This is a genomic window from Neptunitalea lumnitzerae (assembly GCF_027924185.1).
GTDB classification, from domain to species: domain Bacteria; phylum Bacteroidota; class Bacteroidia; order Flavobacteriales; family Flavobacteriaceae; genus Neptunitalea; species Neptunitalea lumnitzerae.
The window spans coordinates 84,013-107,560 of record NZ_BRVO01000004.1 but is presented as its reverse complement, the minus strand read 5'-3'; the positions used below and the strand labels follow the sequence as shown (position 1 = coordinate 107,560).

The window sequence follows — 23,548 nt, the reverse complement described above, 5'->3', positions numbered from 1 at the left end:
TATGCAATTGAAAGCTATAATTATAGAAGATGAAGCGGTAAGTAGAGATATTTTACGAAACTATACGGCAAAATATTGTGATAATGTTACTATAGTGTCAGAGGCTTCAAATATTAAAGAGGGCTTGGTAGCCATAGAAAAATATCAGCCTGATTTTATTTTTTTGGATGTAGAGATGCCTTATGGTAATGCTTTTGACTTGTTGGATAAGTTGCCAGATAGAGAGTTTGAAGTAATTTTTGTTACGGCTTACAACCATTATGCAATAGATGCCTTGAATCAGCATGCAGCTTATTATTTAATGAAACCTATTGATATTGACGAGTTGATTAAAGCGGTAGCATATATCACTGATGTTAAGGTTAAAGAGCAACAATTATATAATACGGTTTTAACTCCTAAAGTGTCTAATGTAAATGGTAAAATTACCATTCCGGTGCAAGATGGGTTTGAAGTTATTAATGTGAGTGATATTTATTTTTGTAAAGCAGATGACAATTATACAGAGGTGTATTTTGAGCATAAGAAAATGTTGGTGAGTAAAACGCTTAAGTATTTTGAAGGGTTGTTGGTAGATTATGACTTTGCTAGGGTGCACAAATCTTATTTAGTGAATGTTTCAAAAATTGTTAAATATAAAAAAGGTAAGGGAGGTAGTGTGGTGCTAGATAACAATTACGAAGTAATGGTTTCTGCTGCCAAGAAGGCTGACTTGCTTGCTTATTTTAATTAAAATTATAATACCATGATTATACAAAAAGTTAATGGGAATACTCCTGAGATTGGAGAAGATTGTTACATAGCACCTAATGCTACTATTGTTGGAGAGGTGAGTATGGGTAAACAGTGTAGTGTATGGTTTAATGCTGTTTTAAGAGGAGATGTGCACTATATTAAAATGGGAGACAAAGTGAATGTTCAAGATGGTGCTGTTATTCATGCTACTTATCAAAAGTCGCCTACTACCATTGGTAATAATGTTTCTATAGGGCATAATGCTTTAGTACATGGTTGTACTATACATGATAATGTGTTAATAGGTATGGGTAGTATTGTGATGGATGATTGTGTTATAGAGAGTAATTCTATTATTGCGGCTGGAGCAGTTCTAACAAAGAACACTAGGGTAGAGGCAGGTAGTATTTATGCAGGTGTACCTGCTAAAAAGGTAAAAGATATTAGCCAAGAATTAATAAGTGGAGAAATTGACCGTATAGCTAACAATTACGTAAAGTATTCTGGTTGGTTTAAGGATGAAGAGAAATAGCCTAAAAATTGAGGTAACTAGCTTTTAAGGATGCATCATCACCTAAAAACTGCTGTAAAATTTCAGGTTTATAATTGGTAGCAATGCTATGTGTTGCTATTTTGTTAGTAGTATTTTCTATGTGGTTAGCAGTTAGTATATGTTGTGTTTGTTTGGCAATTGCCTTACCAGAGTCAATAATAGTTACAGTTTCTGGTAACATGGTTCTTAACTGCTCAATTAAGAAAGGGTAGTGAGTGCAACCTAGTACTAGGTAGTCTATATCTGCAGCTACCATTGGTGCAATATAGGTACGTAATAAGGAGGTCATTTCAGGAGAATTTAGTTTTCCTTGCTCTATAAGGTCTACCAGTCCAATACCAACCTGTTCTGTTACCTTTATGTTGCTAGCATATAATGCGGAGGTTTTACTAAATAAACTGCTGGCTAGGGTTCCTTTAGTAGCTAATATACCCACTGAGTTGGTTTTTGTTTGTAGCGCCGCTGGTTTAATAGCGGGTTCTATGCCAATAAAAGGCACGTTGTAATGTGTTCTGAGGTAATCAATGGCATTAGTAGTTGCAGTGTTACAAGCTACCACAATAAGCTTGCAGCCTTTGTTAAGTAAGTATTCGGTGTTTTTAATAGAAAGTCTTAAAATGTCCTCTTTTGGTTTTTCACCGTAGGGAGCATTTTTACTATCAGCAAGGTATATAGTGTTTTCGTTAGGTAAGAGTGTTGTTACTTCTTTCCAAATGGTGATGCCACCAATACCTGAATCAAAAAAGCCAATGGGTTGTGAACTCATAGTACAAAAATAAAAAACTGCCCTCTAAGTAGGGGCAGTTTTTAATATTTAGTATTTTATATTTACTTATATACCAAGTTCCTTTTTTACATCTTCTGTAAGGTCTTTACCTCTAGCAACAAGAACTTGTCCTCCTTGAGAATTATCTAGTACATAGTCATACCCTTGTGCTGCAGCTACTTTTTCAAGAGCTTCTTGTACTTTGGTAAGAATAGGCATTAGTTTTTCTTGTCTCTTTTTTTGAAGGTCTTGCACTGCGGTATTTTGAGCTTCTTGAATGTAAGCGCCCATAGTTTGTAATTTTTGAGCTTTTTTCTCAAATTCTTCTTTACGAGCTTCAATTTCAGCATCTGTTAAGGTTGCTGTTTCTTGTTCAAAAGCTTTCGCTTGTGCTTGTAATTCTTTTTGTGAATCTTGAATGTCTTGAGAATAAGTAGCCTCTAATTTTTTAAGTTCTGCTTGAGCAGTTTTGAACTCAGGCATTTCTGTCATCAATTGTTGAATGTTGATGTGTGCAACTTTAGACTGAGCATTTGAGAATGCCATTCCCCCAACAATTAATAATAATGATAATACAAGTTTTTTAATGCTTTTCATTTTTTAAGTTTTTAAATTTTCTTATTTATTCTTCTTCGTCTACAGGCTCGGCGTCAGTTTCTTTTTGTTCTTTTTCTTTAAGCCTGGCTTCTCTTTCTTCTAATAATTTTCTTCTTTTCTCTTCGTATGCTTTTTGTCTGGCAGCTTTCTTTTCTTCAAGTGCCTTACGTTTTTCTTCTAGTTTCTTTTCACGTTCTTGTAAAACAGGGTCAGTCTGTTTTTCAAATTCGTCTAAAGCTTTTTCCCTAGCTTGAATTTTTTCTGCTCTGTTGATAGAAGCTAGTACTATGTCGCTAATGTCGTATTTTTTGTCGGCATACAACATCATAAAATCTGAAGACTTGTCAAATACAAAATCAAACTTTCTGCTTTTTCCAATTTCTTGTACCGAACTAAAAACCTGGTCTTGTATTGGCTGAACTAAGTTTTGTTTTTGTAACATTAAGTCCCCTTCAGGTCCAAAACGTTGCTGCTGATAATCTATAAGTTCATCTTCTAAAATCTGAATATCTTCTTCTCGTTCTTCAATTAATTCTTTGGTTAATAAAACTCTTTCGGCATTTAACTCCGCTCTCATTTTATCAATTTCATTTTGCATTTTGTCCATTTCCTTCTTCCACTTCATAGCTTTATCGTTAAGCTGTTTGGTGGCTGTTTGGTATTCTTGAACGTTTTGCAAAATAAACTTCATGTCAACGTAGCCTATTCTTAGTCCGCGTTGTGCAGACGCTAAAAAGGTTGCGCTAAAAAAGATAGCTATAATTGCAAGAAACTTAATTTTCATACTGTGATTTTTAGATTCAAAAGCTATAATTTGTTTTACGCTATAAATAGATAATTAAAAATCATGCCAAACTTTTAAAACTGTTGTCCAATTACGAAATGTGTTTCCCATCCGTTGGCTTGATTGGTACCGTCGATTGCGTCAAATCCATATCCAAAGTCAATTCCTAATAATCCGAAAGCAGGCATGAAAATACGTAAACCTACACCAGCAGATCTTTTTAATTGGAACGGATTGTAATCTCTAAATTCATCGAAAGCCGCTCCACCTTCTAAGAAGGTTAAACCATAAATAGAGGCTGAATTTCCTAAGGTAATAGGGTAACGTAGTTCAAGAGAGAACTTGTTATAAATTACAGACCCGTCTGCAGATGATAAACTTTGGTTAGGGTAACCTCTTAACTGTATGTTTTCTCTACCGTCTAAGGTGTAGTTAGCCATACCATCACCACCAACAAAGAATCTTTCAAATGGTACTAAACCTCTTGAGCTGTTATAGCTTCCTAAGAAACCAAATTCTGCTCCTGTTTTAAGTACAAATTTCTTTGGAAGTGTGGTGTACCAGTTACCAGAGAATTTTACTTTGTAGAATTCTAACCATTCAAAACGTTGTTGGTCAATTTCACTAATTCTATCTGCGTCATCTCCACTTTCAATTAATTCATCTCTTTCTTCTTTAAGAGCATCCCAATCAGTTCCGTCTACTAATGAGTAAGGGAACGTAACCTTAGCAGAAACGCTAAAGTCTGACCCCGTTGTAGGGAAGATAGGGTTAGGTCCTGATGATTTTCTTGATAAACCTACAGTGTAAGCTAAAGAGTTAGAGAACCCGTCTCCAAAAGTAAATAAAGAGGTAGTATAGTTTTTAAGGTTGTAGTGTTGAAAACTTAACGCTTGCGAGAAATAGAAATAATCATCTGGCACTTTTAAACGTTTTGCTAATCCAACAGAAACACCTGAGATAAGGAATCTTCTGCTTCTATCTACATTACCTGTATAATAACCGTTGTTATATGAAGTAGCATACTGAATGGTGTGATTAAAAGAAACCGAGAATTGTTTTGGTTCTTTACCACCTAACCATGGTTCAGCAAATGAGAAGCTGTAGGTCTGGTAAAATCTACTAGCTTGTAAACGTAATGCTAAACTTTGTCCGTCTCCCATAGGTAATGGGCGGTATGCTTTTTTATTAAAAATGTTACGTAGCGAGAAGTTGTTAAAAGATAGTCCTAAGGTACCAATGAAACCACCTCCACCATATCCACCTTGTAGCTGAACCTGGCTAGAACCTTTTTCTTCTAAATAATACTCAACATCTACAGTACCTGCATTTGCGTCAGGGTTTTTAATGTTTGGTTTAATAGTTTCCGGATCGAAGAAGCCTAACTGGCTTAACTCACGAATGGTACGGATAATATTTGTTTTTTGGTACAATTCTCCTGGTCTTGTTCTAAGTTCACGATATATTACGTGGTCATTAGTTCTATCATTACCAACAACTGTTACGTGATTAAAATAAGCAGGCTTACCTTCAATAATTCTAATTTCAAAGTCAATAGTGTCATTCTTAGCAGAAATTTCTACTGCATTTACGTTAGAGAATAAGTAACCACTATTTTGGTATAGGTTAGTAATGTCGTCTGCATCTGGGTCAGTTGCATCTGCAATACGTTTTTTAAGAAGTACTCCGTTATAAGTGTCTCCTTTTTTAATACCTAACACTTTTCTTAATGTTTCGTCAGAGTATACATTGTTACCAACAAAGTCTATATCTCCGAAATAGTATTTTTCACCTTCCTGTACATTTATTTTTAATGATAAGGAATTGTCTTCATTATGAATAATAGAGTCTGAAATAATTCGAGCATCTCTATAACCTTTTTCAGCGTATTTGCTAATAATGTTAGCTAAATCCTCTTCGTAATTTTCAGGAATAAATTTAGATTTTTTCCAGAATCTTAAGAAGAAACGCTCTTTTGTATTTTTCATAGCTTTCTTGATCTTTTTGTCAGAAAGCTTTTCGTTGCCTACAATTTGAATATCTTTTACTTTAACCTTATCACCTTTATCAATGTTAATTAACATTTTTACGGCATTGGCTTCTGTAGTATCTACTCTTGTAGTAATGGTAACTTTGGCATTGTTAAAGCCATCGTCTTTGTATTTTTTAACAAGGTAGTTTTTGGTATTAACAAGGAAACTCTCGGTAACTTTTTTACCTTTTTTTAGTTCAGTATCCTTAATAATATCTTCTTTTTTTCTGTCCTTAATACCTACAATTTTGAAGTCTGATAAAGCAGGTAATTCTTTAAGGTCAATGGTAAGAAATACTTGGTCTCCTTCAGTAGCGGCGTATACTTTTACATCGCTAAAAAGGTCGTAACCAATTAATTTTTTAATAACATCGCTAATTTCAGTGCTAGGAAAAGAAATCTCCTGACCTATTCTAAGGCCAGTTGTGGTAACAACGGTTTGTTTGTTAAAACTTTTTAATCCTGTTACGTCTATACCACCAAGGGTATACACTTTACCATTTTTTATAATGTCATTTTCTTCTTGCGCTACTGAATATGAACTGATAAATAAAACGCAAAGTGCAAATAAAATTTTTGTTAGTTTAGGTTGCATCTTGCATCGGCCTGCAAATTTGTTCGCTAGTTTTTCCAAATCTTCGTTCTCTTTTCTGGTAATTTATTATTGCTTCAAACAAATCGTTTTCTCTAAAATCTGGCCAAAGTGTATCTGTAAAATACAATTCGGCATAGGCAATTTGCCATAGTAAAAAATTACTAATTCTACATTCTCCACTGGTTCTTATAAGTAAGTCTACATCGTGTAAATCATGCGTGTAAAGATGCTTATTAATCACCAAATCGTCAATGCTTTCCAAAGAAATTAAGTTATTTTTAACTTTAGAGGCTATTTGTTTTACGGCGTTTCTTATTTCTTCTCTTGCTCCATAACTTAAAGCTAACGTTAAAACAAGTCCATCATTGTCTTTGGTTTTGTTAATTACGTCAAAAAGTTCGGATTTTGCGTTTTTTGGTAAATCGTCAGTATTACCAATAACGTTCAATTTTATATTGTTTTCGAGAAAAGTGGTTGTTTCTTTTTTAAGTGATGAAACTAAAATTTTCATCAGTGCATTCACTTCTAATTTTGGTCGGTTCCAATTTTCGGTAGAGAATGCGAACAGGGTAAGATTTTTAATTCCAAGCTCAGCGCAGGCTGTCACGGTTGCTTTTACGGCTTTTGTACCATGCTCGTGACCAAACACTCTAATTTTACCTTTAGCCTTAGCCCATCTGCCATTACCGTCCATGATAATGGCAATGTGCTTAGGTAAACTTTTATTATGTATTTGATCTCTTAATTTCATGTAATTAAAGTAAACGTGTGCAATTTACTGTTTAGAAAGGACAACGACAATTTTTGTAGTTGTTTCCTAATGTAAAAGTAGCTGTTAATCCGTAAAAGAAATACCAGTCGTTGCTGTTTACATTTCCAAAAGGATTGTATTTATGTCCGCTACCGTCAATACTATCTGAGAAGGTATATCTTCCAGCAAGTTCTAGTCCTAAAATAAAACCTGGACTTACGTTGCTTTTAACCCCTAATGTAAAAGGTAAAGCAACATCTCCATTTCTTTGATTGCTTACAGCAGTAGGGTTGGTTCCGTTGTAATAGTTATAGTCCATTAAAAAATAGGCTAAACCTGCTCCTAAATATGGTGTTACGTGTACTTCTGTATCATCTGGTTCAAATTCTAAGAAGTTAAACTCGAAATTAGCATTAATTTCAATAATGTTGTTCTGGAAATTATAGCCTCTACTGTTTCTAGAGATGTGACCAGAATCTAAATCGTCTCCTTCTAATTTGGTTAGAATTACAGATCCTCTAAGTGCGTACCTAGGATGTGGGCTATAGCGATAAATGGCTCCTATTGCCGGGTTCTTTGGGTTGAAATAACTCAACTCTCCAACGTCACCGGTAAAACCGCTAAGTCCTACAAATGCTCCAACTTCATGAGTCTGTCCTTGAGATACAAGGAAAGAGCCACAACAAAGTAATAATGTAATAAATAATCCCCTCATAATTTAAAAGTTTGCAAATATATAAATTTAAAGTTGTGTATTTTAGAATAATTAAGTTTAATGATTTAACGGGCGTAATATGTAATTAGTATTATGTGATTAATTTCTTTTGTCTTCTCCCCATAGTAGTTTTTTTCTTATTGTTTTTAAAAAGCTTTCAGAGTACAATTCTACTAATTTAATTTTAAAAGGACTTTTTTTAATTTTTATAATTGTATTCTGATTTATAGTTAATAGTCTAGAGTCTAATGATGCTAAAAAAGATGTTTCTCTACCTGAAACCTGTAGTTGAATTTCCATATCGTCTGGTATAACCAACGGTCTTGCATTTAAATTATGCGGAGCTATAGGTGTTAATACAAGGTTTTTTGCGTGTGGCATAATCACGGGACCTCCACAGCTTAGTGAATATCCTGTAGATCCTGTTGGGGTAGAGATAATCAATCCGTCTGCCCAATAAGATGTAAGGTATTCATTATTTAAATAGGTAGAGATGGTAATCATAGAGGTGGTGTTTTTTCTGCTTATGGTAATTTCGTTCAAAGCAAAATTTAAAACATCATCTGCAATGAGTAATTCGTCGTTGTTGGTAGTTAGTTCTAAAAGTGTTCTACTTTCAACCTTGAATTCTTTATTTAAAATTTGATCAATAGTGTCTTTGATTTCCGTTTTTTGAACGGTAGCTAAAAATCCTAGTCTACCAGTGTTTATTCCTAATATAGGAATGCCTAAATCTCTAATTAAAGTGATGGCTCTCAGTATAGTTCCGTCACCCCCTATGGTTATAATTAGGTCAAAAGTGTCGTCAAGTTCGGCATGGGTATTAAATGTTTGGTAGTTTTTCTCTAGCGTTATTTCTTGACGTAAAAGCTGTAGGTAGTCTTCTTTAATAATAAAGTCCACGTTTTTATGTTCTAGTATTTCCAGAAGTTCGGCTACATAAGTAGCAGAATTATCATGGTAATATTGTCCATAAATTCCAATTTTCATGGTTGTTTGGGGGTTTATTATTAAATTAAATATTCAAATATTTATTCAAATAGTTTGATCTGTCTTTTAACTCGTTTAAATAGGTGTCTTCCTCACTACCTAAAATAATCTCATAATTGTATCTTCTGAATGTCTGTAAAATTTCGTTCAGAGCTCCAGTAGTAGTTTTAATGGTAATTTGTACTAAGTTGTCCTTCATTTCAGAAACAAAGGCACCTAGTAGTTTTCCATTATTACTTTCTATTATCTGAGCAATTTCACTAAATGAATAATCTTTACGGTTTTTTTCAACTACAATAGTGTCTCCTAATTCATTCAGGAATGGAGTCTCATTGAAAAAAGTTAGAATATCATTTAACTCATAAAATCCAATATATTCGTTATGCTCGTCTAAAACAGGCATAATATTACTCTCATTTTGCGCAAATGCTTCCAAAACGTCTAGCCAGTTGGTGCTTTTTTTAACAAAAAAAGCATTATATAAATAAGTGTAGGTTTCTACGCTATTATTGTTATCAAAACTTTTACAGTCATCTTCTGCAATATTACCAATCAGAGTTTTATCTTCAATAATCGGTAAATGGCTATACGTTGATTTTTCAAAGATGGAGCAAACCTTTTTTATACTATCATTTAATCCAACGGGTTGAAAATCAATGTTTATGTACGATGTGATTTCCATAAGTATGCTAATTAGCCCGAAAAATAGTAATTTTAGTCTACATAATAGCATTATGTTGTTCGTATTTTTGCAGACTTAAAGAAAAAATATTAATCATGACTAAATTAAGTGTAAATATTAATAAAATAGCAACTCTTAGAAATTCAAGAGGGGGAGATGTACCAAGTGTATTAAAGGTGGCTAAAGACGTACAAAAGTTTGGGGCGCATGGAGTTACCATTCATCCAAGGCCGGATGAGCGTCATATTAGGTATCAAGATGCACGTGATCTTAAAGAGGTTGTGTATACCGAATATAATATAGAAGGTAACCCGATAAAAAGTTTTATGGATTTGGTTTTAGAAGTAAAGCCAACACAGGTTACTTTGGTGCCAGATGCAGAGGATGCAATAACTTCTAACGCTGGATGGGATACTATAAAACACAAAGATTTTTTGGTTGATGTTATTGCAGAGTTTAAAAGAAATGGTATTAGAACATCGGTATTTGTAGATGCAGATGAGCGTATGGTAGAGGCTGCGGTAGCTACTGGTACAGATAGGGTAGAGTTGTATACAGAATCTTATGCGAGTGCTTATGAGCAAGGTGATTTGAAAGGTGTTGAGCCATTTGTGAAAGCTGCTATTAAAGCCAATGAAGTAGGGTTGGGTATTAATGCAGGGCATGATTTAAGTTTGGAGAATATAAAATATTTTAAAGAGAATATACCTAATTTATTAGAGGTGTCTATAGGGCATGCATTAATTGCAGAATCTTTATATTTAGGGATTGAGAATGTTGTAAATCTTTACTTGAATAAATTGAAATAATGCCACATTTATATTCTAAAATAATAGGAGAAGGTACTCCTTTGATTATACTTCACGGGTTTTTAGGGATGTCTGATAACTGGAAAACTATGGCTGGAGGTTATGCCGAGCAAGGTTATCAGGTGCATTTGGTAGATCAGCGTAACCATGGTAGAAGTTTTCATGATGAAACTTTTAACTATGAAGTACTTGTTGAAGACTTGAACGCGTATATTGCCGAAAAGCAGTTGAAAGATGTTATTATTCTGGGGCATTCTATGGGGGGGAAAACAGCTATGTTGTTTGCGGTAACCTATCCGGATATAGTTAAGAAATTAATTGTAGCAGATATAGGGCCTAAATTCTATCCACCACATCACGAAATTATTTTAAATGGCCTCTCATCGTTAGATTTTGATGTAATTAAAAATAGAAGAGAAGCTGATGATGCGTTGTCTAAATATATTTTTGATTGGGGTACACGTCAGTTTTTGTTAAAAAACTTGTACTGGGTAGAAAAAGAGAAGCTTGGTTTTAGGTTTAACTTAGAGGTGTTGAGAACCAAAGGCGCTGAAATAGGTGAGGCGCTGCCAGATTTTACATCATATGAAGGAGATGTGTTGTTTTTAAGAGGTGATAAATCTGAATATGTAATGCCTTCAGATGAAACATTGATTAAGAGACATTTTCCTCATAGTATAATAGAAACTGTTAGTAATTCTGGGCATTGGTTGCATGCAGAGAATCCGAAAGAGTTTTTTGAGAAGTCCGTTGCTTTCTTAAAAGCATAAAGAGTTAGAATGCTATTTTAAAACTGTATAATTATTAATTATGTAATTTTTGCAATAAAAAATTGATAAATTCATATTTTATATTATTTTTGGAGTAATCAAATAATTATAAAAGATGAAATACAGTTTTACTTATAGCATTTTGCTTTTAGGGCTATTGATGATGGGGTGTTCTTCAGATGATGCTATGATGGTGGATGATGAAGAAGAAGTGGTGTATACCAACGGAAGTGCAGACTTTAGTACTTTTGTGGCTTTAGGAAATTCTTTAACAGCAGGGTATTCAGACGGAGCTTTGTCATTACAGGGTCAAGAAGCTTCCTTACCGTATATATTATCAGAGCAATTCTCGCTAGTTGGTGGAGGTGAATTTACACAGCCTTTAGTGAGTGACAATCTTGGTGGAATGACACTTGGTGGTCAGCAAATACTAGATAACCGTTTAATTTTATCTTTTGCAAGTGGTAGTCCTGCTCCTGTGAATGTTTCAGGTATGCCAAGTACTGAAGTTTCAAGTGTGCTATCAGGAGGTTTTAATAATATGGGGGTTCCAGGAGCTAAAATTTTTCATTTAGGAGTGGAAGGTTATGGAAATGTTGGAGGTCTTTTAAACGGAACTGCTAATCCGTATTTTGTTAGATTCGCATCTTCTGCGAATGCTTCTATTATGGCAGACGCCATGGCGCAAAGTCCTACCTTTTTTAGTTTATGGATTGGGAATAACGATATTTTAAGTTATGCTATAGCTGGGGGAGCTGGAGAAAACCAAGCGGGGAATTTAGACCCGACCACTTACGGAAGTAATGATATTACAGATCCTAACGTTTTTGCGGCAGTATACAATGGGTTATTGCAAATACTTACTTCTGGCGGAGCTAAGGGGGTGGTAGCTAATATACCAGATATAACTACCATACCATATTTTACAACAGTACCTTATAATCCTGTGCCGTTAGATGCTACAACAGCGGGTATGTTAAATGCGGCCTTTGCAAATTATAATGCAGGTTTACAGCAAATGCAGAGTTATGGGTTTATAACAATGGATGAAATGAATGCGCGTACCATAGTGTATTCAGAAGGTGCTAGTAATGCTATGTTGATAGAAGATGAAGATTTAACTGATTTAACAGCATATGGTATTCCTAATTATAGATTAACCACGGCTAATGATTTAATTGTGTTAACTGCACAAAATATTATAGGTACTACTGTTAATGAAGATCCAACACTTATAAATGGAGTGTCAGTACCCTTGTCAGATCAGTGGGTGTTAACGCCTCAAGAGCAGCAAATGGTTGCTACAGCTCAAACTTCGTTTAATGCAACCATTGACGCTTTAGCTACTAACTATGGTTTGGCTATGGTAGATGTAGAAGGAGTAATGGATATGTTGGCTAATGGAGGTATTACTGTGAATGGTTCTACGTTAACTAGTACATACGCTACAGGAGGTGCTTTTTCATTAGATGGAGTACATCCTTCTTCCAGAGGGTATGCGTATTTGGCTAATGAGTTTATAGCGGCAATTAACGCTACGTACGGTTCAGATCTTCCGGGGGTAAACCCGATAGACTATACCGCTTTGTATTTGGAATAGTTTTGAGTTTTTGTATTAAATAATTCCCAAAAAAGGGGTTGCATGTTGGTTCCATGCAGCTCCTTTTTTATTTTTACAATAAAAAGATGAAAATACTTATTAGAATATTATTATCGGCAGTGGCAGTATTGTTTCTGTCGTATATACTTCCGGGTGTTCACGTATCTAATTATCTAGCAGCAGTTATTGTGGCGACTATCATAGGTTTGTTAAATATTGTGGTAAAACCTGTATTGGTTATTTTAACGCTACCTATAACTATTTTAACATTGGGTATTTTCTTGCTGGTTATTAATGCTTTTATCATTTTGTTTGCCGATGGTCTTGTAGATGGTTTTGCGGTAGACGGTTTTTGGTGGGCATTAATTTTTAGTCTGTTGTTATCGTTCTTACAATCGCTTTTAAATTCAGGATTGGACGATGAAAAATGTTGATAAATTAACTTTGTGAAATACAGCTTATTAAAAACTTGGTTGGGTTGGTAAAAAGTATTAATTTTGCAACCCAATTTTTATAGTATATATAATGAATATTACAAAAGAGCAAGTAGATGATTTAAATGCAATTGTAACAGTTGCATTATCTAAGGAAGATTATAGCGAGAAAGTAGATACTACATTAGAAAATTACCGTAAGACTGCTAATATCCCAGGTTTTAGAAAAGGACACGTTCCTATGGGGCTTGTTAAAAAGCAATATGGGAAAGCTGTGTTATTAGATGAGGTGAACAAAATGTTACAAGAAGCTCTTAATAACTATCTTACAGAAGAGAAGCTTGATGTTTTAGGAAACCCATTACCAATGGCTCAAGATGAGTTTGATTGGGATGCTGAAGAATTAACCTTTAAGTTTGAGCTTGGTCTTGCGCCTTCTTTTGATATAGATTTTGGTAAAGATGCTATTACGCATTACAACATTGTTGCAGATGAAGAAATGCTTAATGGACAAGTGGAGCGTATCCAAAAACAATTTGGAAAATTAGTTGGTCATAAAGAGGTTATTAAAGATGCAGAAATCACTGCTACTTTTGTAAACGAGGAAAAAGAAATAAACAACAAAGCAACTTTTACTTTTGATAAAATTAAGAGCGAAGAGGCTGCTGAGAAATTATTAGGTACTAAAATAGGTGAAACAGTAACCCTTTCTACTAAAGGTTTATTTGAAGACGACCATGATTTAATGGAAGTTTTAAAAGTGTCTCATGACGATGCTCATGGTTTAGATATTGAAGTTACTGCTACTATTGAAGAGTCTAACACACGTGATTTAGCTGAATTAAACCAAGAGTTATTTGATAAATTATTTGGTGAAGGTAATGTTACTTCAGAAGAAGAAATGAAAGCTAAAATTAAAGAAGATGCTGAAAAACAATTTGTTCAGCAATCTGACCAAAAGCTTTTAAATGATGTTACTGAAACTTTAATTGAAAACGCTAAGTTTGATTTACCAGCTGAGTTTTTAGTTAAATGGATTCAAACTGCAGGTGAAAATCCAATGACAGAAGAAGAAGCAAAAGCAGAATATGAAAAGTCTGAAAAAGGACTTCGTTACCAATTGATTGAAGGTAAAATTATTACTGAAAACAATTTACAAGTTACTTTTGACGAGTTAAAAGAATTTGCTAAAACATACATTAAAGCGCAAATGGCTCAATTTGGTCAATTAGACCCTTCTGATGAAGAAGTTGAGAATATTACTATGCGTATTATGTCTAACCAAGAAGAAGTAAAACGTCTTTCAGATCAGGTAATGAGTCAAAAGATGATTACTTTCTTTAAAGATAACGCAAATTTAACAGTTAAAGAGGTAACTTACGAAGACTTCGTTAAAGAGGCTTATTCATAAGTTTGTTAAAAAATAAATACCTATCTTTAGGCGTTAATCTTACTCGATAGGATTAACGCCTTTTTTAATAAATGATTATGAATTTCAAGAAAGAATTTAAGAAATATGCTACCCAGCATCATGGTATAAATAATATGTACTATGATAAGATTGTAAGTAAAATGAATCCTGTTGGTATGACTCCTTATATTATGGAGGAGCGTCAGTTAAACGTAACCCAAATGGATGTGTTCTCTCGATTAATGATGGATAGAATCATCTTTTTAGGTACTGGAATTGACGATCAAATTGCTAACATAGTGCAAGCACAGTTGTTATTTTTAACAAGTTTAGATGCTTCTAAGGATATTCAAATTTATATTAACTCTCCTGGTGGAGGGGTGTATGCAGGTTTAGGTATTTACGATACAATGCAATTTATTCAGCCAGATGTAGCTACTATCTGTACAGGTATGGCGGCTTCTATGGGTGCTGTATTATTATGTGCAGGTGCCGATGGTAAACGTTCTGCATTACCACACTCTAGAGTAATGATTCACCAACCACTTGGTGGGGCTCAAGGACAGGCGAGTGATATAGAAATTACAGCAAGAGAGATTTTAAAATTAAAAGAAGAATTATACCAAATTATCGCTAACCATTCAGGGCAGTCATTTGATAAAGTAAGTGACGACTCTGATAGAGATTACTGGATGAAAGCTCAGGAAGCGAAAGATTATGGTATGATTGATGAGGTTTTAACTAGAAAATAAAAATTTTTGAATGGCGAGAGAAGAGTTAGAATGTTCCTTTTGTGGTAGAAAGAAGCCGGAAACAAATTTATTGATTGCCGGATTAGATGCTCACATCTGCGACAGATGTATTGAGCAAGCGCATGGTATTGTTCTGGAAGAATCTAAACAATCCAGATCAAAAGATTTGTCGGCGGAACTTGAGTTGAAGAAGCCTAGAGAAATTAAAGATTTTTTAGATGGATTTGTAATTGGGCAAGACAGTACCAAGAAGGTGATGTCTGTAGCAGTATACAACCACTATAAGCGTTTGTTACAAACTTCTACTGAAGACGATGTAGAAATTCAAAAAAGTAACATTGTAATGGTGGGGCAAACAGGTACTGGTAAAACATTAATAGCAAAAACCATTGCTAAAATGTTAAACGTGCCGTTGGCTATTGTAGATGCTACTGTTTTAACAGAAGCAGGGTATGTAGGAGAAGATGTAGAAAGCATCTTAACTCGTTTGTTGCAAGCTGCCGATTACGATTTAGAAAAAGCAGAAAGAGGAATTGTATTTATTGACGAAATAGATAAAATTGCTCGTAAAAGTGATAATCCGTCTATTACCAGAGATGTATCTGGTGAAGGGGTTCAGCAGGCACTTCTTAAATTATTAGAAGGTACTGTGGTTAATGTTCCGCCAAAAGGTGGTAGAAAGCACCCTGATCAGAAGTTTATAGAGGTAAATACAGAAAATATTCTGTTTATTGCCGGTGGTGCTTTTGATGGTATTGAACGAATTATTACCAGACGTTTAAATATGCAAGCGGTTGGTTATAGTTCTAGTTCATCTGGTAAGATTATAGATAAAGAGAATTTATTGCAGTATGTGATACCTAAAGACTTAAAAGATTTTGGTTTAATTCCTGAAATTATTGGTCGTTTACCGGTGTTAACATATATGAATCCTTTAGATGAGGTTACACTACGTTCTATACTTACCGAGCCTAAAAATGCTATAATTAAGCAATACGAGAAGTTGTTTGCTATGGATAACATAGAGCTAACAGTTTCAGACGATGCACTTGATTATATTGTGAAAAAGGCTATTGAGTATAAGTTAGGGGCTAGAGGACTTCGTTCTTTATGTGAAGCTATCTTAACAGATGCTATGTTCCAGTTGCCAAGTGACGAGGAGGTGCATGCATTCCATGTGTCTAAGCAATACGCGAAAGATATGTTGAATAAAGCTACTATTAGTACCCTTAAGGCAGCTTCTTAAAATATAATTTATATACGCTATAAATATAAAACCCATGATATTTTATCATGGGTTTTTTTATACATTTATGTGAAGGTTTTACTGAGGGAGAATTGTATATAATCTCATGTCTCTAAGCGATAACAACAACCAACCATGGATAATAACTTACGAAAATTTTGGAGGAAGTATTTTAGTTTACACTGGAAGTTTGGATTGTTTTTAGTGGTGCTTTTGTGTGTGCCAAGGTTTTTCCTAGTATTACAAGCAAATGAGCAAGGCAACTACGGAGTAATTGGTATGGTGATGTTTCTTTCGGCTATTGTACCATTCATTTTTCTGAATAGAAACGGAACTAAGAACATAGGGTTGAGAACGCCTAAAAGCATTTTTACTTTGTTACTTGCTTTATTGGCAGGTATTGTATTTAGTGTAGTGCTGTACTTTATAGGTGATTTATTATATGGAGGTTCTTATGAGAATTGGTATGAATACATTGGTAAGTCTTACGCCATCCCCGAAAACATAACTGCCGATGCTAAAAGAACCATGTTTATTATTATGGCAATTACGGGTATGATATTTAGCCCAATTGGTGAAGAGTTATTTTTTAGGGGAATTGTGCATTTTAGTTTTGCAAAATCTGTGGGAGATAGAAAAGCATCGTTTATAGATAGTGCGGCTTTTGCTATAACACATATATCGCATTTTGGCTTGGTGTTTATTGCTGGGGGATGGGATTTCTATTTTGTGCCAACCTTGCTTTGGGTAAGTAGTATGTTTTTGGTGAGTCTACTTTTCTTTAAAATGAAACAGCTTACAGGTTCTATTTGGGGTGCAGTGTTATGTCATTCCGGATTTAATCTTGGAATGATTTACAGTATTTTCTATCTACTATAAGTGCGTTCGTTACTCCATAAACGCATTGATTTTTTCCCAAAGTAAGTTATCAAAATCAGAGAGGGCAAAGTTATCACCGTCTGCAGATTCGCCCATTCTAATAATTACTAGTTTTTCACTAGGTACAATGTAAATCTTTTGGTCGTTTTTACCTAAGGCTGCAAACATATCAGATGGGGCTTCGGGTATCAGAGACCCAGAATATTCTAATTGAGATTGTGGTAAGTGATAGGAGTTTTTGCCGTTTAACCACCATAAGTAACCATAAGCGTCATTGATATTTTGAGACGTATTGGTAGCTTCGTTTAAGTACGATTCAGAAATAATTTGAGTTCCGTTCCAATTTCCATTGGCAGCAATTAAAAGCCCAAACCTAGCCATGCTCCTAGTATTACTCCAATACACATTAAGATTGTTTAGGTTGGTCCATGCTCCCGTCATACCAATAGGGTTACGTAATTTTTGGTTGAAATATGTATTCCAGCTCTGGTTGGTAGCATTCGCTACTACATCTTGTGTTTTTACATATACATTATGGTATGCCCATCTGCTACCTGCATCAGAAAGATAGTGCAGGTTTTCAGGGCTCACATCATCACCTAGGGAGTCGTCTATACCGCTGGTCATAGTTAGCAGGTGTTTGCACTGTATAAGATTTTCTTTTTCTTGAGGTAAACTAGTCCAGTTACCAAGGTAGTTGTTCACAGGGGTTTCAATAGTAAGGTAACCTTCGTCTTGTGCAATACCAGTTACGGTGCTTGTTAAAGTTTTACCTGCAGAAGCCCAATACCAAATAGAAGACTCGTCAAAATCATCAAAATAATGCTCTACTACAATATTTCCATTTTTCAATATGATGAATGATTTGGTGTTTTTATCCTCTAGAAATGCGAGTAAATCGGCTAGTTTAGCGCTATTCCATCCGGCTTCTTCAATGCTTGTAGTAGTCCATTCACTTGAATTATTTGGAGGGTAGTACCAATTTTCCGTAACAGGTTGTTCTACGGGGGTAGTATCTTCTGATGTACAACTACATAAAGCTACACATAGAAATGGAATAAGTAAGTACCTAAGCATAATAATGGTGTTTAAGCTATAAATCTGAAGCATCTAATATACTAAACAATTAGATAGATAGAATTAATATTGTACTTTTGCACTCCAAAATCGGTAAACAGTATGAGAACCAAATCGTTAAAGAAGAACAAGATTAATGTTGTAACACTAGGATGCTCTAAAAACGTATATGATAGTGAGGTTTTAATGGGGCAATTGAAAGCTAGTGGGAAAGATGTGGTGCATGAAGAAGAAGGTAATATAGTAGTTATAAATACCTGTGGTTTTATTAATAACGCCAAGGAAGAAAGTGTTAATACAATACTAGAGTATGTACAGCGTAAAGAAGAAGGTGCTGTAGATAAAGTGTTTGTTACGGGGTGTTTGAGTGAGCGTTATAAGCCAGATCTAGAAAAGGAAATTCCGGATGTGGACCAGTATTTTGGTACTTCTGATTTACCTATATTATTAAAAGCTTTAGGAGCAGATTACCGACATGAATTAATAGGAGAGAGATTGACTACAACTCCTAAAAACTATGCCTATTTAAAAATTGCGGAGGGTTGCGACAGGCCGTGTAGTTTCTGTGCAATTCCGCTAATGAGAGGTAAACACAAAAGTACCCCTATTGAAGATTTGGTTACCGAAGCTAAAAAGTTAGCAGAAAAAGGGGTGCAGGAACTTATTCTAATAGCACAAGATTTAACCTATTATGGTTTAGATTTATATAAAAAGAGAAACTTAGCTGAGCTTTTAAAAGAGTTGGTGAAAGTAGAGGGTATTGAGTGGATTCGTTTACATTATGCTTTTCCTACTGGTTTCCCTATGGATGTGCTAGAGGTGATGAATGAAGAACCGAAGGTGTGTAATTATTTAGATATTCCTTTACAACATATTTCAGATAGCATTTTAAAAAGTATGCGCCGTGGTACTACGCAAGAAAAAACTACGCGTTTGCTGAAAGAGTTTAGAGCTGCTGTGCCTGAAATGACTATAAGAACTACTTTAATTGTAGGATACCCTGGAGAAACGGAAGAAGATTTCCAAACCTTGAAAGAGTGGGTAAAAGAAATGCGTTTTGAGCGTTTAGGGTGCTTTACATATTCTCATGAGGAAAATACGCATGCCTATAATTTAGAGGATAATGTGCCGGAAGAAGTTAAGCAAGCAAGAGCTGCCGAAATCATGGATATTCAGTCTCAGATTTCTTGGGAATTAAACCAAGAGAAAGTAGGACAGGTATTCAAATGTATGATTGACCGTAAAGAAGGAAATTACTTTATTGGAAGAACTGAGTTTGATAGCCCAGATGTAGATAATGAGGTGCTTATAGATGCTACACAACATTATGTGAAAATTGGGGAGTTTACCAATATCAAAATTTTTGATGCAGCAGATTTTGACTTGTACGGCGAACCTATTTAATTAAACAAGTAAAATTCTTACTTTTTTATAGGATATAGTTAGTTTTTTTAGTACATTTATTATCAATCAATAAACGAATGTACATGATGAAAAAACTATTACTTTTTACCTCGTTATTTATTTTTTTCTATACTACAGTGAGTGCTCAGGTAGTTGGAGAAGATTGGGATGATCTTGCTAGTATTCAACTTACTTCTGGTGCTTACGGAGATGTCTTTGCTCAGTCGTTAGATACGGTTTATGTTGTTAAAAATGGGTATATCTACAAATCCGATGATCAAGGGTTTACTTGGAGTGCCTATAATACTGGTGTCCAGAAAGAATTTCGAGATGTTACTTTTTCAAATGTAAATACGGGTTATACGGTGGGAGCTCAAGGTGCGCTGCTAACTACTGTAGATGCTGGGGGTAATTGGAATTTAGTATCACTTACCACAACAAATGATTTACTTGCTGTAGCTACAACCCCTAATGGATCTGTTTGGTGTGTGGGTACTAATGGTACCATTGTAAATTCTGCTGATGGGGTCAACTGGACGGAATCGACGCTAGGTTCAGAAACACTTTTATCGGTGGCATTTAAAAATAATTTAGAGGGAGTTATTTCTGGTGTAAATGGAGTGTTATACCATACCACAGATGGTGGTGCTTCATGGCAAAATGTAAGTCTGTCTTTAAACCCAAATTACGATACAGATATTATGAAGGTTGAATATTCAAATGGAGACCTATTTTTATCTGTAGGATTAGATGATTTGGGAAATGGAATGGTAAGTTATGTGCTGTATTCATCAGATTTAACCAATTGGACGGAGCATACTAGTTATGGTATGATAAAGGATCTTACGTTTTTTAATGGAGTGGGGCACGCAGTAGGTGGAGATTATGCCTTATGTGATTGTTGTGTTTTTTATATTTATAAATCTACCGATTTAGGCGTTAGCTGGACGGAACAGTTGGTTCAAAACTTCACAGGTAACCAATGTAGTATGTATTACGGCTTCCGTAGAATTTCTATGTATAAAGATCAAGTAGGGTATGTTATTTCGGGGCCTAGGGTTTACAAGACACCTATGTATTTTACCGCTACTGAGAATTTTAAAAATATTGATTTAAGTATTAGTCCTAATCCGGTTAAAGATGGATTTCTTACCATTGTAAATAAAGGTGATGCTGTTGCTAGCTTAGCAGTGAAAGTATACAATATTCAAGGGGAGTTGTTGAAAGATTTGGAGGGTGTAGTTGTAAATGAACCTCTTGATGTTAGGGAGCTAACTACTGGAATTTACTTTTTAGAAATGACTATTGACGAAACCGTTGTTGAAACAAAGAAATTTGTAAGAGAATAAATCGTACGATGTGTGTGCAGTATGTATTTAACTAAATTTTAGTAGTTATACAGTCTTACTACAGTATATTTGCGGTTTTAAGACAACTCTAATCTATGGTTACCGGAATTTCGTTTCAAGATGCGCGCTATTTTTCTAATCTAATGCTAGACTATCTAGATGAGAAAGAAGAAGTACAAAATTTGTATGCTCGTTTTCCAAAGTTGGAAAACTTTAAAGGGCAAATAGAAGAAAAGGCGTCTAGTTATTCTCAGGAGCATAGAGAGGTTTTGGTGAATGCCTTAAACCATCAGTATAAGAACTTAGAAGTAAGCGAAGCTACCCAACATCATATTGACTTGTTGGCAGATAATACTACGTTTACCGTAACCACTGGGCATCAATTAAACCTGTTTACGGGTCCGTTGTATTTCTTATATAAAATTGTTTCTACTATTAATCTTACTAAGGAATTAAAAGAAGCATATCCGGAATATAATTTTGTGCCTATTTACTGGATGGCTTCAGAAGATCATGATTTTGAGGAAATCAATTACTTTAATTTTAAAGGAAAGAAAATCCATTGGAATAGAAAAGATGGTGGTGCAGTAGGGCATTTAACAACAGAAGGTTTAGATGAGGTTTATAAACTGTATGAGCAAGAGTTGGGAGTAGGCGAAAATGCAGATTATTTAAGACGGTTATTTAAAGATGCGTATTTAAATCATGATACGTTAGCAGCGGCTTCACAGTTTTTAGTAAATGAGCTTTTTGGCAAACACGGTTTAGTGGTTTTAGACGCAGATGATGCAAGCTTAAAGGAGTTGTTTGTGCCATATATGAAAACCGATATTTTTGAGGGGACACCTTTTAAGAAAGTTACGGAGACTGCAGCGGTAATGTCAGATCTGGGATATAACGTACAAGTAACCCCAAGAGAAATTAATTTATTCTATCTGGCAGAAGGAGTGCGAGAACGTATTGTGGAGCAAGATGGTACTTATGTTGTTTTAGATGCAGGTATCACGTTTACCAAAGAACAACTTGAAACGGAATTAAAAGAACACCCAGAACGTTTTAGTCCTAATGTAATAATGCGTCCGCTATACCAAGAGGTTATTTTACCTAACTTGTGTTATATAGGTGGAGGCGGAGAGCTTGCCTATTGGTTAGAGTTAAAATCTTACTTTAACGCTATGCAAGTAACATTTCCAATATTGTTATTAAGAAATTCTGTGTTGGTTGTATCTGAAAAGCAACAAGAAAAATTAAATAAGCTCAATATATCATACAAGCATCTGTTTCTTAAAAAAGATAGCTTTATAAACAAAAAGGTACGTGAGATAAGTAATATTGATATTGACTTTACCAAACAACGTACACATTTAGAAGAGCAGTTTGCGGGTTTGTATGATTTAGCAGAACAAACAGATAAATCGTTTTTAGGAGCTGTAAAAGCACAAGAGGTGAAACAGTTAAAAGGCTTGGATAATTTAGAAAAGCGATTGTTAAAAGCGCAGAAACGTAAGTTATCTGACCATGTAGAGCGTATTACTGAAATTAGAAACGAGTTATTCCCTAATGAGTCTTTACAAGAGCGTACGGCTAATTTTTCTGAGCTGTATCTTTCTTACGGGGAAGAATTGGTGACAACCTTATTAGAAAAATTAAAGCCACTGGCATTAGAGTTTACTATTTTAGTAAAATAGTCTTTATACTTCAAATATAAATCCTTTGTTGGTAAGCATTTCGTAGCGGTCGGTATCAAACTGATATAGTTTGGCTGCCCTATGCGAAACATTGGTTTGTTTTTCGTCTAATGAAACCAGTAATTTCATTTTAAGTATTTTTCTTCTAAAGTTGGGTTTGTCTAGCTTTATATTTAAAATTTCTTCATAAAGCTGCATGAGCTGTAGTAAGGTGAATTTTTCAGGTAATAAGTTAAACCCAATAGGTGCGTGCTTTACTCGGTTTCTAAGGCGTTCTAAACTATAATCTACAATACTATTGTGGTCGTAAATTAAGGTGCCTATATCACTTACCTTATACCATTTTGCATCGGAAGCTGTAAAACCAGCCTTAATATCAAAATCATCTTTTTTAACCAATGCATAGTAGCCAATGGTAATTACACGGTCTAATGGAAAACGATCAGGTTCTCCAAATGCTTTAAGTTGTTCTAAATATAAATCTTTGATACCAGTTAAATCTTGAAGTATTCGGTTAGCTGCATTATCTATACTCTCCTCTTTTTTAATCCAACCTCCTGGTAAGCCCCATTTACCTCTACTTATTCCCTCTGCATGTTCTATTAACAATACTTCAAGGTTGCCTTCGTCAAAAGTAAAAATAACACAGTCTATGGTAATGGAGTTCATTACCGACTTTTCTATTTGTTTTCCAGATTCTTCATCGATAAATTGTTTCGTCATGGGTACACGTGTATGAGGTTTTTTTAAATAAGGGCTAGTGACAAAAATAACAAATCTGAATAATTTTAATAGGTTACATTCATATGATAAATTACTTGGTTATTTATTTATGCTTAGTTTAGTTAGAGAGATGGATGAAGTAATGAGAAATTTATTGTGATGAGGGTAAAATTACACTTTGTATTTTCAGAATATGGAATTTTATA

Annotated in this window: 23 protein-coding genes; 13 read left to right on the top strand and 10 right to left on the bottom strand. The window is 34.6% G+C overall.

The window, feature by feature from the left end; genetic code table 11:
* Position 1 precedes the first annotated feature (1 nt).
* Positions 2-733, top strand: a complete 732-nt coding sequence (locus tag Y10_RS15300) for a LytR/AlgR family response regulator transcription factor (RefSeq protein WP_281766289.1) — start codon at positions 2-4, stop codon at positions 731-733.
* Positions 734-745: 12 nt separating this feature from the next.
* Positions 746-1,267: a gamma carbonic anhydrase family protein gene (locus tag Y10_RS15295; RefSeq protein ID WP_281766288.1), complete on the top strand. Its 522-nt coding sequence runs from the start codon at positions 746-748 to the stop codon at positions 1,265-1,267.
* Position 1,268: 1 nt separating this feature from the next.
* Here the strand turns inward: Y10_RS15295 and murI are convergent, their stop codons facing one another.
* From murI to Y10_RS15255, 8 genes are all read right to left on the bottom strand, one after another.
* Positions 1,269-2,054 (bottom strand): glutamate racemase, encoded by a 786-nt coding sequence (gene murI, locus Y10_RS15290; protein WP_281766287.1) that lies wholly within the window; start codon positions 2,052-2,054, stop codon positions 1,269-1,271.
* Between the two features lie 66 nt (positions 2,055-2,120).
* The gene (locus Y10_RS15285) at positions 2,121-2,651 is read right to left on the bottom strand and encodes an OmpH family outer membrane protein (protein WP_281766286.1); all 531 of its coding nucleotides are present in this window, start codon (positions 2,649-2,651) and stop codon (positions 2,121-2,123) included.
* A gap of 25 nt (positions 2,652-2,676) precedes the next feature.
* Positions 2,677-3,435 carry an OmpH family outer membrane protein gene (locus Y10_RS15280; protein ID WP_281766285.1) on the bottom strand — a complete coding sequence of 253 codons (759 nt, stop codon included), beginning with the start codon at positions 3,433-3,435 and terminating at the stop codon, positions 2,677-2,679.
* Positions 3,436-3,509: 74 nt separating this feature from the next.
* Positions 3,510-6,062, bottom strand: coding sequence for an outer membrane protein assembly factor BamA (gene bamA, locus Y10_RS15275; RefSeq protein ID WP_281766284.1), 2,553 nt, complete (start codon positions 6,060-6,062; stop codon positions 3,510-3,512).
* On the bottom strand, positions 6,052-6,813 hold the full coding sequence (locus Y10_RS15270) for an isoprenyl transferase (RefSeq protein ID WP_281766283.1): 762 nt from the start codon (positions 6,811-6,813) through the stop codon (positions 6,052-6,054). The genes bamA and Y10_RS15270 overlap by 11 nt, the downstream gene beginning before the upstream one ends.
* A gap of 31 nt (positions 6,814-6,844) precedes the next feature.
* Positions 6,845-7,528 carry a type IX secretion system protein PorG gene (porG, locus tag Y10_RS15265; RefSeq protein ID WP_281766282.1) on the bottom strand — a complete coding sequence of 228 codons (684 nt, stop codon included), beginning with the start codon at positions 7,526-7,528 and terminating at the stop codon, positions 6,845-6,847.
* A 99-nt stretch (positions 7,529-7,627) separates the two neighbouring features.
* Entirely contained in the window at positions 7,628-8,518 is an 891-nt protein-coding gene (locus Y10_RS15260) for an NAD kinase (RefSeq protein WP_281766281.1), read from the bottom strand.
* Between the two features lie 25 nt (positions 8,519-8,543).
* Positions 8,544-9,200, bottom strand: a complete 657-nt coding sequence (locus Y10_RS15255) for a CBS domain-containing protein (protein WP_281766280.1) — start codon at positions 9,198-9,200, stop codon at positions 8,544-8,546.
* Positions 9,201-9,295: 95 nt separating this feature from the next.
* Between Y10_RS15255 and Y10_RS15250 the strand changes: the two genes are divergently transcribed.
* From Y10_RS15250 to Y10_RS15215, 8 genes are all read left to right on the top strand, one after another.
* On the top strand, positions 9,296-10,009 hold the full coding sequence (locus tag Y10_RS15250; RefSeq protein WP_281766279.1) for a pyridoxine 5'-phosphate synthase: 714 nt from the start codon (positions 9,296-9,298) through the stop codon (positions 10,007-10,009).
* Complete coding sequence (locus Y10_RS15245; protein WP_281766278.1) at positions 10,009-10,779, top strand: alpha/beta fold hydrolase; 771 nt, start codon at positions 10,009-10,011, stop codon at positions 10,777-10,779. Before Y10_RS15250 ends, Y10_RS15245 begins: the two co-directional genes overlap by 1 nt.
* A 115-nt stretch (positions 10,780-10,894) precedes the next feature.
* Complete coding sequence (locus Y10_RS15240; RefSeq protein ID WP_281766277.1) at positions 10,895-12,379, top strand: SGNH/GDSL hydrolase family protein; 1,485 nt, start codon at positions 10,895-10,897, stop codon at positions 12,377-12,379.
* Positions 12,380-12,465: 86 nt separating this feature from the next.
* The gene (locus tag Y10_RS15235) at positions 12,466-12,813 is read left to right on the top strand and encodes a phage holin family protein (RefSeq protein WP_281766276.1); all 348 of its coding nucleotides are present in this window, start codon (positions 12,466-12,468) and stop codon (positions 12,811-12,813) included.
* A 91-nt stretch (positions 12,814-12,904) separates the two neighbouring features.
* On the top strand, positions 12,905-14,224 hold the full coding sequence (tig, locus tag Y10_RS15230) for a trigger factor (protein ID WP_281766275.1): 1,320 nt from the start codon (positions 12,905-12,907) through the stop codon (positions 14,222-14,224).
* A 77-nt stretch (positions 14,225-14,301) separates the two neighbouring features.
* Positions 14,302-14,976, top strand: a complete 675-nt coding sequence (clpP, locus tag Y10_RS15225) for an ATP-dependent Clp endopeptidase proteolytic subunit ClpP (RefSeq protein WP_281766274.1) — start codon at positions 14,302-14,304, stop codon at positions 14,974-14,976.
* A 10-nt stretch (positions 14,977-14,986) separates the two neighbouring features.
* Positions 14,987-16,222: an ATP-dependent Clp protease ATP-binding subunit ClpX gene (clpX, locus tag Y10_RS15220; RefSeq protein ID WP_281766273.1), complete on the top strand. Its 1,236-nt coding sequence runs from the start codon at positions 14,987-14,989 to the stop codon at positions 16,220-16,222.
* A 135-nt stretch (positions 16,223-16,357) separates the two neighbouring features.
* On the top strand, positions 16,358-17,101 hold the full coding sequence (locus Y10_RS15215) for a CPBP family intramembrane glutamic endopeptidase (protein WP_281766272.1): 744 nt from the start codon (positions 16,358-16,360) through the stop codon (positions 17,099-17,101).
* A gap of 9 nt (positions 17,102-17,110) precedes the next feature.
* Here Y10_RS15215 and Y10_RS15210 read toward each other — a convergent pair whose 3' ends face one another.
* The gene (locus tag Y10_RS15210) at positions 17,111-18,178 is read right to left on the bottom strand and encodes a serine hydrolase domain-containing protein (protein ID WP_281766271.1); all 1,068 of its coding nucleotides are present in this window, start codon (positions 18,176-18,178) and stop codon (positions 17,111-17,113) included.
* A 102-nt stretch (positions 18,179-18,280) separates the two neighbouring features.
* Here Y10_RS15210 and rimO point away from each other — a divergent pair, with 102 nt between their 5' ends.
* The 3 genes from rimO to bshC all read left to right on the top strand — a co-directional run bounded on the left by rimO (position 18,281) and on the right by bshC (position 22,619).
* Entirely contained in the window at positions 18,281-19,582 is a 1,302-nt protein-coding gene (gene rimO, locus Y10_RS15205; protein ID WP_281766270.1) for a 30S ribosomal protein S12 methylthiotransferase RimO, read from the top strand.
* An 83-nt stretch (positions 19,583-19,665) separates the two neighbouring features.
* Positions 19,666-20,931, top strand: coding sequence for a YCF48-related protein (locus Y10_RS15200; RefSeq protein ID WP_281766269.1), 1,266 nt, complete (start codon positions 19,666-19,668; stop codon positions 20,929-20,931).
* Between the two features lie 95 nt (positions 20,932-21,026).
* The gene (gene bshC / locus Y10_RS15195) at positions 21,027-22,619 is read left to right on the top strand and encodes a bacillithiol biosynthesis cysteine-adding enzyme BshC (RefSeq protein WP_281766268.1); all 1,593 of its coding nucleotides are present in this window, start codon (positions 21,027-21,029) and stop codon (positions 22,617-22,619) included.
* A 3-nt stretch (positions 22,620-22,622) separates the two neighbouring features.
* Here the strand turns inward: bshC and Y10_RS15190 are convergent, their stop codons facing one another.
* Positions 22,623-23,342, bottom strand: coding sequence for an NUDIX hydrolase (locus tag Y10_RS15190; protein WP_281766267.1), 720 nt, complete (start codon positions 23,340-23,342; stop codon positions 22,623-22,625).
* Positions 23,343-23,548 lie beyond the last annotated feature (206 nt).

Coding starts and splice junctions, on each gene's coding strand:
- Y10_RS15250 (WP_281766279.1), top strand. CDS start 9,296: ATGACTAAATTAAGTGTAAATATTAATAAAATAGCAACTCTTAGAAAT.
- rimO (WP_281766270.1), top strand. CDS start 18,281: ATGAGAACCAAATCGTTAAAGAAGAACAAGATTAATGTTGTAACACTA.
- murI (WP_281766287.1), bottom strand. CDS start 2,054: ATGAGTTCACAACCCATTGGCTTTTTTGATTCAGGTATTGGTGGCATC.
- Y10_RS15300 (WP_281766289.1), top strand. CDS start 2: ATGCAATTGAAAGCTATAATTATAGAAGATGAAGCGGTAAGTAGAGAT.
- Y10_RS15235 (WP_281766276.1), top strand. CDS start 12,466: ATGAAAATACTTATTAGAATATTATTATCGGCAGTGGCAGTATTGTTT.
- Y10_RS15240 (WP_281766277.1), top strand. CDS start 10,895: ATGAAATACAGTTTTACTTATAGCATTTTGCTTTTAGGGCTATTGATG.
- Y10_RS15245 (WP_281766278.1), top strand. CDS start 10,009: ATGCCACATTTATATTCTAAAATAATAGGAGAAGGTACTCCTTTGATT.
- Y10_RS15260 (WP_281766281.1), bottom strand. CDS start 8,518: ATGAAAATTGGAATTTATGGACAATATTACCATGATAATTCTGCTACT.
- Y10_RS15295 (WP_281766288.1), top strand. CDS start 746: ATGATTATACAAAAAGTTAATGGGAATACTCCTGAGATTGGAGAAGAT.
- Y10_RS15255 (WP_281766280.1), bottom strand. CDS start 9,200: ATGGAAATCACATCGTACATAAACATTGATTTTCAACCCGTTGGATTA.
- tig (WP_281766275.1), top strand. CDS start 12,905: ATGAATATTACAAAAGAGCAAGTAGATGATTTAAATGCAATTGTAACA.
- Y10_RS15210 (WP_281766271.1), bottom strand. CDS start 18,178: ATGCTTAGGTACTTACTTATTCCATTTCTATGTGTAGCTTTATGTAGT.
- Y10_RS15200 (WP_281766269.1), top strand. CDS start 19,666: ATGATGAAAAAACTATTACTTTTTACCTCGTTATTTATTTTTTTCTAT.
- clpX (WP_281766273.1), top strand. CDS start 14,987: ATGGCGAGAGAAGAGTTAGAATGTTCCTTTTGTGGTAGAAAGAAGCCG.
- Y10_RS15280 (WP_281766285.1), bottom strand. CDS start 3,435: ATGAAAATTAAGTTTCTTGCAATTATAGCTATCTTTTTTAGCGCAACC.
- Y10_RS15215 (WP_281766272.1), top strand. CDS start 16,358: ATGGATAATAACTTACGAAAATTTTGGAGGAAGTATTTTAGTTTACAC.
- Y10_RS15190 (WP_281766267.1), bottom strand. CDS start 23,342: ATGACGAAACAATTTATCGATGAAGAATCTGGAAAACAAATAGAAAAG.
- bamA (WP_281766284.1), bottom strand. CDS start 6,062: ATGCAACCTAAACTAACAAAAATTTTATTTGCACTTTGCGTTTTATTT.
- porG (WP_281766282.1), bottom strand. CDS start 7,528: ATGAGGGGATTATTTATTACATTATTACTTTGTTGTGGCTCTTTCCTT.
- clpP (WP_281766274.1), top strand. CDS start 14,302: ATGAATTTCAAGAAAGAATTTAAGAAATATGCTACCCAGCATCATGGT.
- bshC (WP_281766268.1), top strand. CDS start 21,027: ATGGTTACCGGAATTTCGTTTCAAGATGCGCGCTATTTTTCTAATCTA.
- Y10_RS15270 (WP_281766283.1), bottom strand. CDS start 6,813: ATGAAATTAAGAGATCAAATACATAATAAAAGTTTACCTAAGCACATT.
- Y10_RS15285 (WP_281766286.1), bottom strand. CDS start 2,651: ATGAAAAGCATTAAAAAACTTGTATTATCATTATTATTAATTGTTGGG.